14 protein-coding genes and 1 pseudogene are annotated in these 13,545 nt (G+C 70.9%); 4 read left to right on the top strand and 11 right to left on the bottom strand.

What is annotated here, in order from left to right; genetic code table 11:
- Window positions 1–111 precede the first annotated feature (111 nt).
- From ACIGQF_RS21680 to ACIGQF_RS21670, 3 genes are all read left to right on the top strand, one after another.
- Window positions 112–1,284, top strand: a complete 1,173-nt coding sequence (locus tag ACIGQF_RS21680) for a mandelate racemase/muconate lactonizing enzyme family protein (protein WP_399712496.1) — start codon at window positions 112–114, stop codon at window positions 1,282–1,284.
- A 283-nt stretch (window positions 1,285–1,567) separates the two neighbouring features.
- Complete coding sequence (gene kdgD / locus ACIGQF_RS21675) at window positions 1,568–2,509, top strand: 5-dehydro-4-deoxyglucarate dehydratase (RefSeq protein ID WP_399712493.1); 942 nt, start codon at window positions 1,568–1,570, stop codon at window positions 2,507–2,509.
- Between the two features lie 39 nt (window positions 2,510–2,548).
- Window positions 2,549–4,159 (top strand): aldehyde dehydrogenase (NADP(+)), encoded by a 1,611-nt coding sequence (locus ACIGQF_RS21670; protein WP_399712491.1) that lies wholly within the window; start codon window positions 2,549–2,551, stop codon window positions 4,157–4,159.
- A 12-nt stretch (window positions 4,160–4,171) separates the two neighbouring features.
- Here ACIGQF_RS21670 and ACIGQF_RS21665 read toward each other — a convergent pair whose 3' ends face one another.
- The 11 genes and pseudogenes from ACIGQF_RS21665 to ACIGQF_RS21615 form a co-directional block, all read right to left on the bottom strand.
- Window positions 4,172–5,254 (bottom strand): ferritin-like protein, encoded by a 1,083-nt coding sequence (locus ACIGQF_RS21665; protein WP_399712489.1) that lies wholly within the window; start codon window positions 5,252–5,254, stop codon window positions 4,172–4,174.
- Window positions 5,251–5,712 carry an SRPBCC family protein gene (locus ACIGQF_RS21660; RefSeq protein ID WP_399712487.1) on the bottom strand — a complete coding sequence of 154 codons (462 nt, stop codon included), beginning with the start codon at window positions 5,710–5,712 and terminating at the stop codon, window positions 5,251–5,253. Before ACIGQF_RS21660 ends, ACIGQF_RS21665 begins: the two co-directional genes overlap by 4 nt.
- A complete protein-coding gene (locus ACIGQF_RS21655) occupies window positions 5,712–5,975 on the bottom strand; it encodes an acyl carrier protein (protein WP_399712485.1) in 264 nt (87 codons plus the stop codon). Before ACIGQF_RS21655 ends, ACIGQF_RS21660 begins: the two co-directional genes overlap by 1 nt.
- Before the next feature lie 76 nt (window positions 5,976–6,051).
- Window positions 6,052–7,311 carry a ketosynthase chain-length factor gene (locus ACIGQF_RS21650; RefSeq protein ID WP_399712482.1) on the bottom strand — a complete coding sequence of 420 codons (1,260 nt, stop codon included), beginning with the start codon at window positions 7,309–7,311 and terminating at the stop codon, window positions 6,052–6,054.
- The gene (locus ACIGQF_RS21645) at window positions 7,308–8,588 is read right to left on the bottom strand and encodes a beta-ketoacyl-[acyl-carrier-protein] synthase family protein (RefSeq protein ID WP_399712479.1); all 1,281 of its coding nucleotides are present in this window, start codon (window positions 8,586–8,588) and stop codon (window positions 7,308–7,310) included. Before ACIGQF_RS21645 ends, ACIGQF_RS21650 begins: the two co-directional genes overlap by 4 nt.
- Window positions 8,585–8,974: a cupin domain-containing protein gene (locus ACIGQF_RS21640; RefSeq protein ID WP_399712650.1), complete on the bottom strand. Its 390-nt coding sequence runs from the start codon at window positions 8,972–8,974 to the stop codon at window positions 8,585–8,587. Before ACIGQF_RS21640 ends, ACIGQF_RS21645 begins: the two co-directional genes overlap by 4 nt.
- 75 nt (window positions 8,975–9,049) lie before the next feature.
- Window positions 9,050–9,349: pseudogene (locus ACIGQF_RS21635) on the bottom strand (TcmI family type II polyketide cyclase); the annotation flags it as partial.
- A 137-nt stretch (window positions 9,350–9,486) separates the two neighbouring features.
- Entirely contained in the window at window positions 9,487–10,059 is a 573-nt protein-coding gene (locus ACIGQF_RS21630) for an O-methyltransferase (RefSeq protein ID WP_399712476.1), read from the bottom strand.
- A gap of 34 nt (window positions 10,060–10,093) precedes the next feature.
- Window positions 10,094–10,897: an esterase/lipase family protein gene (locus ACIGQF_RS21625; protein WP_399712473.1), complete on the bottom strand. Its 804-nt coding sequence runs from the start codon at window positions 10,895–10,897 to the stop codon at window positions 10,094–10,096.
- A gap of 286 nt (window positions 10,898–11,183) precedes the next feature.
- Window positions 11,184–11,486, bottom strand: coding sequence for a hypothetical protein (locus tag ACIGQF_RS21620; RefSeq protein ID WP_399712471.1), 303 nt, complete (start codon window positions 11,484–11,486; stop codon window positions 11,184–11,186).
- 7 nt (window positions 11,487–11,493) lie between these two features.
- The gene (locus tag ACIGQF_RS21615; RefSeq protein ID WP_399712468.1) at window positions 11,494–12,861 is read right to left on the bottom strand and encodes a S8 family serine peptidase; all 1,368 of its coding nucleotides are present in this window, start codon (window positions 12,859–12,861) and stop codon (window positions 11,494–11,496) included.
- A 236-nt stretch (window positions 12,862–13,097) separates the two neighbouring features.
- Here ACIGQF_RS21615 and ACIGQF_RS21610 point away from each other — a divergent pair, with 236 nt between their 5' ends.
- On the top strand, window positions 13,098–13,532 hold the full coding sequence (locus ACIGQF_RS21610; protein ID WP_399712465.1) for a VOC family protein: 435 nt from the start codon (window positions 13,098–13,100) through the stop codon (window positions 13,530–13,532).
- Window positions 13,533–13,545 lie beyond the last annotated feature (13 nt).

The following is a 13,545-nucleotide window of genomic DNA, read 5'->3' as shown; positions in this document are numbered from 1 at the left end:
GCCGCCGCCCGGCCAGGAGAGGGCCGCTGCCCGTGCCTCTGGGGCCCGGCGGCCACCGCGGCCGGGCGCATCCGCATCCACCCACGACCCCAGGGACATGAAGTGGTGACCATGACGCACACAGCCACCTCCGCAGCCGGCCGTCACGGCGAGGCGACGCTCGACACCATCGCCTGGATCAGACTCTCCTCGGTCACCCTGCCGCTGGCCACTCCGATCAGCGACGCCAAGGTGCTGACCGGGCGGCAGAAGCCGATGACCGAAGTGGCCTTCCTGTTCGTGGAGATCGAGACCGAGCGGGGGCACCGGGGCATCGGCTTCAGCTACTCCAAGCGCGCCGGCGGCCCGGCCCAGTACGCCCACGCCAAGGAGATCGCCGACGAGCTGATCGGTGAGGACCCGAGCGACATCGGCAAGCTGTGGACCAAGCTCGTATGGGCCGGCGCCTCGGTGGGGCGCAGTGGAGTCGCCACGCAGGCCATCGCCGCCATGGACGTCGCCCTGTGGGACCTGAAGGCGAAGCGGGCCGGGCTGCCGCTGGCCAAGCTGCTGGGCGCGCACCGTGACTCGGTGCGTTGTTACAACACCTCCGGCGGGTTCCTGCACACCCCCACCGAGCAGGTCCTCGACAACGCCACCGCCTCACTGGCCAGCGGTATCGGCGGCATCAAGATCAAGGTGGGGCATCCGGACGGCAAGCAGGACCTGCGCCGCCTGACCGCCGTACGCGAGCACATCGGGGACGACGTGCCGCTGATGGTCGACGCCAATCAGCAGTGGGACCGCCCCACCGCCCAGCGCATGGGGCGGGCCATGGAGGAGTTCGGCCTGGTCTGGATCGAGGAACCGCTGGACGCCTACGACGCGCAGGGGCACGCCGCCCTCGCGGCCTCGCTGGACACCCCGGTCGCCACCGGCGAGATGCTGGCCAGCGTCGCCGAGCACTACGAACTGATCCGTCTGAACGCCGCCGACGTCATCCAGCCCGACGCGCCGCGCATCGGTGGTATCACCCAGTTCCTCAAGCTCGCCGCGCTCGCGGAGCACCACCACCTCCAGCTGGCCCCGCACTTCGCCATGGAAATCCACCTCCACCTCGCCGCCGCGTACCCCATCGAGCCGTGGGTGGAGCACTTCGACTGGCTGGAGCCGCTGTTCAACGAGCGCCTGACGATCAGCGACGGACGGATGCACGTACCCGCGCGCCCCGGACTCGGCATCACCCTCAGCGAGCAGGCACGCGCCTGGACGCAGGCCACCCACGAGATCGGCAAGCGCCCCTGAACCACCGCACCGACCGACCGCCGGCACCTCGTCGCCGGTGCACACCCGCCCGGCGCGGGCCCCGCTGACCTGGACAGCGCGGGGCCCGCGCCGTCGTTGTGCGCGGGGTTCCCGACCGCCCACGGCCGCCGATGATGCTCGCGAGTCGCAGATGATGCGCACAGGGTATCGATGGATGCCAAAACGGTGTTGGACCGGCATGACTCGGTGCTCGTAGCGTCGGTACCAGCACCTCGCTCGCGGCACGGCCGCGCCTCTCACCACCTCACAGCGGAGTTCACGGATGACGTCCTTCAGCCCGTCCTTCAGCCCGTCAGAGCTCGGCCGGCGCATCGGCTCGGGCCTGCTCTCCTTCCCCGTCACCCACTTCAAGGCCGACGACCTCTCCTTCGACGAGGGCGCCTACCGCGCCAACATCGAGCGGCTGGCGAAGTACGAGGTCGGGGGTCTCTTCGCGGCGGGCGGGACCGGTGAGTTCTTCTCCCTGACCGCCGCCGAGACGGAACAGGTGGTGACGGCGGCGGTCCAGGCGGCCCCCGAGGGCACGCCCATCCTCGCCCCGGCCGGCTACGGCACCCGTACGGCCGTGGAGTACGCCGAGGCCGCCGAGCGGGCCGGAGCCGACGGCATCCTGCTGTTCCCGCCCTACCTGACCGAGGCCGGGCAGGAGGGGCTCGCCCGGCATGTGGCAGCCGTATGCCGCGCGACCTCCCTCGGTGTCATCGTCTACGGCCGCGCCAACGCCACCTACACCGCCGACACCCTGGCCCGCCTCGCCGACACCTGCCCCAACCTCATCGGTTACAAGGACGGCACGGGCGACATCGACGCCATGACCCGCATCTACACCCGGCTCGGCGACCGCCTCACCTACGTCGGCGGCCTGCCCACCGCCGAGACCTACGCCCTGCCCTATCTCGAACTCGGCGTCACCACCTACTCCTCGGCCATCTTCAACTTCCTCCCCGGCTTCGCCCTGGAGTTCTACGACGCCGTCCGCGCGCGCCGGCACGACACCGTCCGCACCCTGCTCAAGGACTTCGTCCTCCCCTACACAGAGATCCGCAACCGGCAGGCCGGGTACGCGGTCAGCATCGTCAAGGCCGGCATGACCGCCACCGGCCACAGCGCCGGCCCCGTACGGCCCCCGCTGACCGACCTCACGCCGAGCGAACTCGCCGAACTCACCGAGCTGATCGGGAAGCTGCCGGACACCGCCGCCTGACGCACCCTCACCCGCCCCGTACAGAAGGACGAACTCCAGGTGACCGCAACACCCGCCCACGCGCCCGAAGACCTGCCGCAGGGAACGATGTTCATCGGCGCCGAGACCGTCACCGCCACCGGTACCGGCATCCGCTCGCGCGACCCCCGCACCGGCGACGAGCTCGACCCCGCCTACCCCACCGCCGCCCCCGACGACATCGCCCGGGCCTGCCGGCTCGCCGACGAGGCCTTCGACGCCTACCGCACCACGGACCCCGCGCAACGCGCCCGGTTCCTGGAGCGCATCGCACACCACCTGACCCTGGCGGGCGACGCCCTCGTCGAACGCGCCCGGCTCGAAACCGGGCTCTCGGCCGCCCGGCTCGCCGGCGAGGTGGTCCGCACCACCGGCCAGCTGCGCATGTTCGCGACCGTCCTCGGCGAGGGCAGCTGGCACGGTGCCCGCATCGACCCGGCCCAGCCGGACCGCCGCCCCCAGCCACGCCCGGACATCCGGCAGCGCCGCATCCCGCTCGGGCCCGTCGCCGTGTTCGGCGCCAGTAACTTTCCGCTCGCCTTCTCCGTCCTCGGCGGCGACACCGCCTCGGCGCTGGCCGCCGGCTGCCCCGTCGTCGTCAAGGCCCACGAGGCCCACCTCGGTACCTCCGAGCTGGCCGCCCGCGCGATCCGCGCCGCCATCACCGACACCGGTATGCCCGAAGGCGTCTTCTCCCTTCTCGTCGGTGCGGGACACGGCACCGGCACCCGGCTGGTGACCGACCACCGCATCCAGGCCGTCGGCTTCACCGGCTCGCGCGCGGCGGGCAGCGCCCTGGTACGGGCCGCCGCCGGGCGCCGCCACCCCATTCCGGTGTACGCCGAGATGAGCAGCATCAATCCGGTCGTCCTCATGCCCGGCGCGCTCGCGGCACGCCCGCACGAACTCGCCGACGCCTTCACCGAGTCCCTCGTGCTGGGCGCGGGCCAGTTCTGCACCAACCCGGGATTGGTGATCGCCGTCGAGGGTGAAGGGTTTGACGCCTTCGCGGCGCAGGCAGCGGGCAACGTCGAAGCCAACGACGGTGCCACCATGCTCACCACGAGCATCGCGGAGTCCTACCGGAAGGGCACCGAGGCGGTCGGCAACCATCCCCGCGTGCGGGTCCTGGCCCGCGGTGGCCTGCCCGCCACCGCCGGTGCCGGGCAGGCCGTGCTCATGTCGGTCGACGGCGACGACTTCTGCGCCGACCCCGATCTCCAGCACGAGATGTTCGGTGCCGCCTCGCTGCTGGTCCGCTGCCGCGACCTGGAGCACGTCGGCGACGTCGTCCGCGCGCTGGAGGGCCAGCTCACCGCCACTGTGCACACGGCCGACACGGACCTCGACGACGCCCGTACGCTGCTGCCGCTCCTCGAACGCCGGGCCGGCCGCGTCCTGTTCAACGGCTGGCCCACCGGCGTCGAAGTCGGCCACGCCATGGTTCACGGCGGCCCCCACCCCGCCACCTCCGACGCCCGCACCACCTCCGTGGGCTCCCTGGCCATCGACCGTTTCCTGCGGCCGGTCGCCTACCAGAACCTCCCCGGCTCCCTCCTTCCCCCGCCCCTCCAGGACGACAACCCGTACACCATCCCCCGCCGCATCGACGGCACCCTCACACCGGGCTGACGGGCTCACGGGTCAGGGCTGCCGGGTCGTGTAGCGGAATTCCGGGCCGTAGGTGGCTTCGGGATCGGCGGCCTGCGGGATGCGCATCAGGGTGCGTGCCAACGCGCGCATGCTGGTCATGGCGCTGACCGCACCCCGCAGCGTGGCCAGCCGCCTGCCCTCGTCCGGTGTGCGCCAGGCCGCCTCGAAGGCACGGAGCATCTCGCTGAAGCAGGCATTGAACTCGTCGAGCAGCACGGCGACCGCCTCGGGGAGCCGGGAGACGGCTCCCGGGGCGTTCGCCCAGCCACCGGGCGGCACCCTGCCCATGGGGTAGACCGGGGGAATGACGACGGGAGCCCCCGAGAATTGCCACTTGCCGGTGCGGTTCTCCAGCTTCCGGCCCCGGCAGATCTCCAGGAAGGCGTAGTAGTGAGCGGGCTCCCCGGCGTGCAGGGGGTATGGATTGAGCGGCGAGGCCGAAGTGCCCTCCCCCTGTTCCCTGATGATGGTGAGCGCCTCGTCCGCCTCCTCCCACGTGCGGAGGGGTTTGATCTCGTTCCCCTTCCCGTGCACGGTCTGGAGGGGCCATTTCAGCTGGTACCCCTTGTCGCCGACCAGGTGCCGGTTCGCGCTCAGGACGCGTTGCACCTTGTCGTAGAAGGCACCGATCGAGGAGTAGCCCTCTTCTTGGGCGGAGACGACCGGGTGGTCGGTCTTCTCGATCGCCGCGAACAGGCCGGCGGCTTCCCTGTCGAGCTTGCTCAGGTGGACGGTCAGGCCGCGGTTCACACCGCCGGGTAACGGACCCGGATACGTGGGCAGCTGTTCCGGGTCGGTCAGGACGGGCGTGCCGCCGATGGCGCTCAGCAGGTTGCCGGCCAGGCCGAAGTGCGACATCTCGTCGAACATCACTTCCTGGACGGTGTGGTGCACGTCCGTCGTGGACCGCGCGCCCTTGATCGACCAGGCGGCACAGGCGTACGGGGGGATGGTGGCGAGCTCCAGCATGAGCGCTGTCTGCAGGGCGTCCTTCAACCACTGCTCCCCGCACTTCTCGTCAGCCACCTGCATGAGCTCGACGACGGCGTTGCTCCGGCGGGCGAGGTGCGTCATGGCACGGTCCTTCCGCTGCGCGCCTCGATCTTCTCTTTGATCAGCTGCATCTGGGTCGCGGTGTTGCGGTTGAGCCGGTCGGTCATCTGGGCGTCGTCCAGCGGCGCACCCGGCTTCATCGCGAAGTCCTGGACCCAGCGCATCCGTACGCCGCCGGGGTGCTGCGCGTACGTCCAGCGGATGTTCATGTACATGAAGGCGCCGGTCTCCACGCGGTGGGCCGATACCGTGCGGTTCGTCGCATCGGTGGTGCGTCGGGAGACCCAGCTCCAGATGGTGCCCGTCTCGTCCGGGTGGAGCGTGAGCCGGAAGGTGACGGTGTCCCCGTCCCGGTCCAGGATCTCGGCCGCGGCGTACTCGCTGAACAACCGGGGCCAGGCGGCCACGTCGTTGGTCATGGACCACACCAGGTCCATCGGCGCGTCGATGACGATCGCGTTGTCCGTGTGCCCCGCCATCAGACCTCCACCTCCGCGAGTCGCGAGACGACGTACGTGACGGCCTCGCGCAGCGTCATGGTGTGCGCCAGATCGCCGTCGGGGATGGTGATCCCGTACTCCCGCTCGATGCGGCTGGACAGTTCCAGCACCGCGAGCGAGTCGTAGTCCAGGTCGGTGAACCGCTGGTCGGCGAAGTCCTCACCCTTCATGTGGACGTCGTCGTTGACTCCAGCGGCCTGGTAGAGGATGCGCTTCAGATCGTTGACGGTGAACTCAGCCATGGCCGGTTGCCTTTCGGTCGGATCGGTCGGTTCGATCGGATCGGTTCGATCGGATCGGTCGGTTGGGTCGGTTCGGTCAGGACTCGGGGCAGGTGCGGTTGCCGGCGCCCACCACCAGTGCGGAGGTGAAGCCACCGTGGCCGCGGGCCAGCACCAGTGCGGTGCGCGGTCCGATGCGCCGCGGCCGGTCCACGACGAGGTCGATCGCGTACTCCGGGGCGGCCCGGTCGAGGCCGGGAGTGTGCGGCACCACTCCCGCGCTCAGGGCGAGCAGCGCGGTCGCGACGTCCAAGGCCGCGCCGCCGTAGAGCCGGCCGGTGAGTGCCTTCGGCGCGGCCACCGGTACGCCATCGGTGCCGAACACCTCGTTGAGTGCCCGGGCCTCGGCCCGGTCGCGCTCCGGTACGCCCGAGGCATCGGCGAAGACCGCGCCGATGTGCTCCGGCCCGAGGCGCGCGTCGGCGAGGGCGCGCCGGATGACCGACGCAAGTACCGGCGGCCGCCCGGAGTCGGCCGGCGGGTCGAACCCGGCGGCGTAGCCGAGGAGTTCGCCGTAGTGTTCCGCGCCCCGGGCGCGTGCGGACGCGGCGGTCTCGACCACCAGCAACGCACCGCCCTCGCCCGGTACGAACCCTGACGCGGCGGCGTCGAAGGGCAGGTACGCGCACGCCGGGTCGTCCTCGGTGGACAGCTCGCCGGTCATTGTCTGCGCGGCCAGGCCGTACGGGCTGAGCGAGGCATCGGTACCACCGCTGAGCACCAGCTCGGAGCCGGTGTCCAGGAGCCGCCGGGACTGCCCGAGCGCGTCCAGGCCGCCCGCCTGCTCGCAGCAGAGCACCCCGCACGGGCCGCGCATGCCGTGCCGGATGGAAACCTGGCCGGTGGTGGCCGCGTAGAACCAGGCGATGGACTGGTAGGCGCCGACCCATTGCGGTCCCTGCTGGTACAGCCGCTCCATCTCGCGCTGGCCGAACTCGGTGCCGCCCGAGGAGCTGGCGGTGACCACCGCCATCGCGTACTCGGGCAGCGCCCGCGGGTCCACGGCCGCGTCGTCGAGAGCTTCCTCGGCCGCGGCCAGTGCGAAGTGTGTGAACCGGTCGGTCTGCGGGACGAGCCGGCCGGGCACTCGTCCGCCGGCCTCGAAGCCCGGCACTTCGCCCGCCACTCGTACGGGGTAGCCCGCGGGGTCGAACCGGGTGATGCGGCCCAGGCCGCTCTTCCCGGCGAGCACCGACTCCCAGTGCCGGCGCGCGCCGATGCCCGTGGGGGCGACGACGCCCAGCCCGGTCACCACGGCCGTGTCGCGGTGGCCGGTACGGATTCCGGATGCGCTCATGCAGCCTCTCCCTTGCTCTCCAGGTCGTAGCGGCCGAGCACCATGGCGCTCTGGAAGCCGCCGAACCCACTGCCGACGGTGAGCACCCGGTCCATCCGGTGTGCGCGTGCCGTGACCGGTACGTAGTCCAGGTCGCACTCCGGGTCGGCCGCGGCGAGGTTGGCGGTCGGGGGGACGGTCTGGTGGCGCAGCGCGAGCGCGCAGGCGGCGATCTCCAGCGAGCCGATCGCGCCGAGCGAATGCCCGATCATCGACTTGATGGAGCTGACCGGCACTTCGTACGCGCGCGGGCCGAGGCTCCGTTTGAAGGCTGCGGTCTCGTGCCGGTCGTTCTGTTTGGTGCCGGAGCCGTGGGCGTTGATGTAGTCGATGTCGTCCGGGTCGAGCCGGGCCCTGTCCAGTGCGACACGGATGGCCTCCGCCATCTCGCGGCCGTCCGGCTTCAGGCCGGTCATGTGGAAGGCGTTGCTGCGGCCCGCGAAGCCGAGCACCTCGGCGTAGACCGCGGCGCCCCGGCGCCTGGCGGCTGCCGCCTCCTCGATGACCAGTACCGCGGCGCCCTCGCCCAGGACGAAGCCGTCACGGCGCCCGTCGAAGGGCCGGGAGGCGTGCGCGGGGTCGTCATTGTTGGGGGTGGTGGCTTTGATGGCGTCGAAGCAGGCGGAGGTGATGGGCGACAGCGGTGCATCGGTGGCACCGGCCAGCACGATGTCGGCGCTGCCCTCCTCGATGAGCTGGACGCCGTGCCCGACCGCGTCGATACCGGAGGTGCAGCCGGTGGAGACCAGCGCCACCGGGCCTTCGGCCTGTGCCTGCCACGCCACCTCGACGGCGAGGGTGCTGGGCACCATGTAGCCGTACAGGTGCGGCACTCCGTAGGAGTGGTCGACCAGCCAGTTCCGGCCGCCGTCGGACAGTACGGCGTACTCCTCTTCAAGGCCCATCGTGCAGCCGACCGCACTGCCGATGCTGACGCCGACCCGGCCGGGGTCGGCGGCGGGCAGCTCGATGCCGCTGTCCGCGACCGCCTCGCGCGCCGCGACGACCGCGAACTGCGCGGCCCGGTCCATCCGCCGCGTCTCCTTCGGGGAGAGGCCGGCCGCGGCGGGATCGAAGTCGCATTCGGCCGCGATGCGGGAGCGGAAGCCGGTGGCGTCGAAGAGGCTGACGGGGCGGGTGGCGGTACGTCCCGCGGCGAGCAGGTCCCAATAGGCGTCCCGGCCGTTGGCACCGGGCGCCACCACGCCGACGCCGGTGAGCACCGCGCGGCGCGTCATCGCACACCGCCGACGTCCGGGTTCCCCGCCTCGGCGTGCAGGGGACTTTCGGTGTCCACATGACCGAGTTCGGGGCGCGGCGCGAGCGGGGACAGGTGGAAGACGGCCTTCGCCGGTACGTTCCCGGTGTTGACCAGCCGGTGGCGTACGCCCATCGGCACGAGAAGCGAATCGCCGGGCAGGAGGGGTGTCGGGCGTCCGTCCAGGGTGATCTGCACCTCGCCCTGGACGAGGTGGAGGAACTCCTCGGAGTACGGGTGGTAGTGCTCGGTGACGTGCTCCCCCGCCGCCAGGTGCAGCACTCCCCCGAAGCCGGAGGTGCAGCCCGCCGTCTTCGGGCTCAGCGTCACCCGGATGTCGCCGCCGCGTTTGGTGTTGGCCGGCACATCGGCCGAGGAGACCTTGTGCGCCTGCCGAGGCTGCCCGGATGCCCGGGGGCCCTCGGGCGGCGTCCAGGAGTAGAAGGGCACCGCCAGGGCGTCCTTCCGCTCTCGCGAGTCGGGGTCGAACGGCGAAAGAAAGTGGCTCAGGCGGGAATTGACCTCCTGGAAGAGGGGGTGGCTGCGCGCCTTGTCCAGGTTCGGCTCGAAGTCCTGGTCCGACTCCGCCAGGTGGAAGTACAGGCCATGGAAGGTGAACAGCGTCCTCCTGGTGACGCCCACCAGGTGCGGCAGCTCGGTGTTATCGGAATCGGCGAATATTGCCCGCACGCTCTCGGCGCTCGCGGGGTCCATCTTCGCTACGGTCAGCGTTCGGTACATGGCGGTCTCCCGGTTCATGGGTCGTGTCCTCGTTCGTGCCGGCCGGAGCCGGGACCGGTTCGAGGCAATCGAGCAGCGGGCCGTAAATCATGTCCAGTTCGACGACCCGGAGATTCGTCGAGCGAGCCGGGCCGAGATCAGAGCGCACGGACGGCCACCTCCACCCCTCCGTCGATGGGCAGGGAGAGCGAGACATAGCCGTCGTCGTGGCGGAGGAAGCGGGCCAGCGATTCCCCGGACGGCGGATCGCCGTGTTCCTGGCTCCCCAGGGCCACGATCAGCGCCCCGGGCAGCAGCCTGGGTTCCACCGCCTGGAATACCGGCAGGCGTTCCTCGCCGGGGCAGCCGAGCACCAGCAGGTCGACCGGCCCGGGTAACCGCCGTAATACGTGCCGGATATCGCCGTGCAGGACGTCGGCGTACCTCGCGACGCCCGCCGCGCCGAGCGTGCCGGACACGACCTGCGCCTGCTCGGCGTCGGGCACACAGCCCACGACCCGGCCGCTTCCGTTGTCACGGAGCGCGGTGGCCATGGACGGTGTCCTGCGCACCGCCGCCGGCCCGCACGCGACCACAGCGGTGGCGCCGGTGGCGAGCACGAGTTGCCGCAGCAGTATGTCCGTCGATTCCCTGTCCGCCTGCGCGGGGGGAACGGCTGCCGGGCGGTCGGCGAATTCTTCGGGCAGGCGCTTCACATGAGTTCTGTGCACTGCGGAACCTTCCGTACGTAGGGCGCTTTTGCTGTCAGGCGCAGCTGGCCGCGAGGGCGGCCTGCTCGAATTCGCAGAGCTCCAAGTGGCTCAGCACCGCGCCCGCCATCTGCGGAGAGTCGAGGATGCCGAGGTGGCCGCCCCCGGCGAGGCTGAGGGAATCGGCGTGCCGGCCGTCCGTCGCGCTGGCCAGCGGAACCACACGATCGGTGGGCGAGCCGATGAGGGACCAGCGGACCCGGCCGCTCGAATGCATCGCGGGCAGCTCGCGGAGGAATTCCGAATTCACCCGCATCTGCTGGGCGGCCGGGCCGACCCCCGCGGATGCGAGCGGGGAACCGCGGTGCGGTGTCGCGATGGTGGTGACACTGATCGGATCGCCGGTCAGGCCCAGTCGCTGCAGGGCATACCGCACGACCAGTCCGCCCATGCTGTATCCGATGAGATGGACACCCGGTGTCCCGGCGGCCCGGACGGCAGCGGACACCTGCACGGCCAGCGCCTCGGCGATCTCCGGAATCCCCGCACGCAAGGAGTCGTAGGGAAAGCAGATGGTGTTCCGGAAGCCGTTCTCGTGCAGCCGGGGCAACAGGGCGTCCCAGCAGCCCAGCGGGGAGAGATACCCCGAGACCAGGACGACCGGGCTGTCACTGTCCCGCGCCGGGCGCGGCAGGCCGGCCGGGCGGGGGAATTCGGCGCGCCGGTTGGCGAAGGGCTGCCTGGGCGCTGCTTTCCTCAGCGTGCGGAAGGCGGTCGTCAGGGCGACCAGGGTCGCCTCGGTGGGAACGAGCGCAGCGGCACGCGCGCGCCCTTCCGGGGCGGTCACATTGATTCGCATCTCACCGGCCTCTGGGTTCCTGTCCGACGTCTGCCGTCCGCTGGGGATGACCACGCCGCTCCGGCACCTTTCGGCGCGGACCCGGAGAGCAGTCCCCCCACTGCCCTCCGGGAGCTTCCGCGGCGGCGACTTCATCGTGCTCCCGGACGTTGCAGGGCTCGTTGCAGTCCTCACTGCAGCGCGAACGGTGGTGCGGGCAGGGGTGGTTGAGGCCTGTGAGAACAGATGAGAACCAGACAGGGGTGTCACGCATGGCGTGAAGGGGGTGCGCCGGAAGAGGGGCTCGTCAGCCTGCCGTGCCGCCGTCGTCGGCGTCGTCGGTGTCGGCGTCGTCCGGGCGGTCCGGACCGAAGGGCTCGATCCTGGGGTTCGCGTAGGGGCCCTGCGTACCGGGCGTGCCCTCGATCCGCGAGCCGGCCTCCTCGGTCACCATGAGGACGAAGAGGTTGCGGGCGGGGTCGACGGACACCAGGCCGTACGCGGAGTCGACCTCGTCGTCACGCAGCCCGAGCCGCCGCTGGGCGCCCTGGAGTGTGGTGCCCGGCGGCAGCGTCACGGTGACGAGGACGGTACGGCTTCCGGGCGCCATGGGCCTCCTATGCGCGGGCGTTGTGCTTGCTGCGTTGGCGCAGTGCCTCCACGATCGCCGCGGTGTTGATGATGCCGTAGCCGTGGTCGAAGTCGAAGCCGGCGACACCCGCGTCGTTGGCGGTGCGGCGCAGCAGGGTGCGCATCCTGGCCGGCGGGAGTTCCTGGGGCGACAGCCTCGTGCGGACGGCCGCGACGACGCCAGCGGCGACCGGGCAGGCGGCCGAGGTTCCGGAGTCGGGGTTGTCGGGCCCGAACGCCTGTGAACCCGCGAAGTGGGTGCAGGTGGCGATGTCGGGCTTGCGCTGACTGAGCCGGCCCGGGCCCTGGGAGGAGTAGCCGACCCGCGCTCCCCGGGTGTCGATGCCGGCCACGGACAGCACCTGGGGATGCGAGTTGGCGCCGTTGATGGGCCGGTCGGGGAATCCGCACCGGGCGTCGGGACAGTCGCGGCCGCAGTTGCCGGCGGCGAACAGGATGTCGGCGCCGGCGTTCTCCAGGGCGGCCACCGCGAGGTTGAAGGGGTGGGCGCGGTTGTCGGAGTAGTTGCCCGGGTGCCCCGGCGGGAAGTCCCACCGCGGGCTGTACGAGCCCCAGCTGTTGCTGACGACCAGCCCGGTGCGTTGTTCGGGCGGGACCGCCTCCAGCAGTGACCTCAGGTGTGCGTAGGCGGCGATGGCGTCGGAGAGCAGCCCTTCCATGACCGTGCTGCCCCGCCGGGTGGAACCGAGTACGGGGAGGTCGAGGAGGGCGATCCGTCGGGCGACGATCAGCGCGTCGAAGGCGCACATCGTGCCGTGGCGCACGGGGAACCTGCCGAAGGCCTCGCCGACCCCGGCGGGCTTCCAGCTCCGCTCGGCGTCGATCTCCACGGCGTTCCCCAGCACCTTCCCCAGGTGTTCGATGTTGATGCCGGTGTCGACGACGGCGAGTGTGACGCCCCGGCCGTCGAGCCCTTCGCCCTTGAGGTCGTCGGTGACGGCGTGCTCGACGTCGTGCCAGTCCCCGACGGGGGCGCCGCCGCAGGTCGGAGTGGTCTCGACGACGGGGTCGGCGGAGATCCCGACGATGTCGGGCCGTGCGGTGGCAAGCATGGCCAGCCGGCCGGCGACGTCGTAGTCCTGGATCTCACCGCGGACCAGGACACTGGCGTCCTCGGGGGCCATGGAGAACACGAGCGGCTGCTCCAGCGACAGCGGATCACCGCCGGGCGTGGCCGGCTTCGGCTGCGGAACAGCAACCGGCGCGAAGCCGGCGTCCAGGGCGAGGCCGGGAATCGGCCCGGCAACGTCCGCGGTCGGCGGAGTGGCGACATGAGGATCGATGACGGCTGCCATGACATCGCGTTCGGGCCGCATCTGAATGATGACTCGCATGCTTCCCCCCAGCGCGGAAGCCTCGTGCAGTTGAATGCCGGAGAGAATCCCGGCGGTATCGACCGGGGCCTGCGCGCCCGGTAGCGATCGGCGCAGGACCACAGTTCAATGTTTTCTACAACTCCGAGAATTCTCCATCGTATGGCCGGGTGCACCGCCCTTCCATACGCACAAGGGCGTAGCGCTTTCGGTGCGTTCGGCCCTTTGTGCGACAGCACCCCTGCTATGGTGCGCCGATGTCTACGATCAGGCAGTTCCAAGTCACCTTCGACTGCGCGGAACCCGAGCGCCTCGCTCGCTTCTGGTGCGAGGTGCTGGGGTATGTCGTACCGCCGCCCCCGGAAGGGTTTGGCACGTGGGACGACTACAACCGCTCCCTGCCGCCCGAGAAGCGGGATTCAGGGTTCGTCTGCAGTGATCCCTCGGGTGTGGGCCCTCGGCTGTACTTCCAGCGCGTCCCCGAGGGCAAGGTCGTCAAGAATCGGATGCATCTGTGTGTGCGGGTCGGCACGGGGCTGGTGGGGGACGAGCGCCTCGCCGCACTCGAGGCCGAATGCGCACGGCTGGTCCCGCTCGGCGCGACACGCTTTCGGCTGCTGCTTGCCGACGAGGAGAACGAGTCGTGCCTCGTGATGCAGGACATCGAGGGCAACGAGTTCTGTCTCGACTGAGCATCTCCTGATC

It is taken from the genome of Streptomyces sp. NPDC053560 (genome assembly GCF_044544605.1).
Classification (GTDB): Bacteria; Actinomycetota; Actinomycetes; order Streptomycetales; family Streptomycetaceae; genus Streptomyces.
This window is presented reverse-complemented; position numbering and strand designations above follow the sequence as displayed.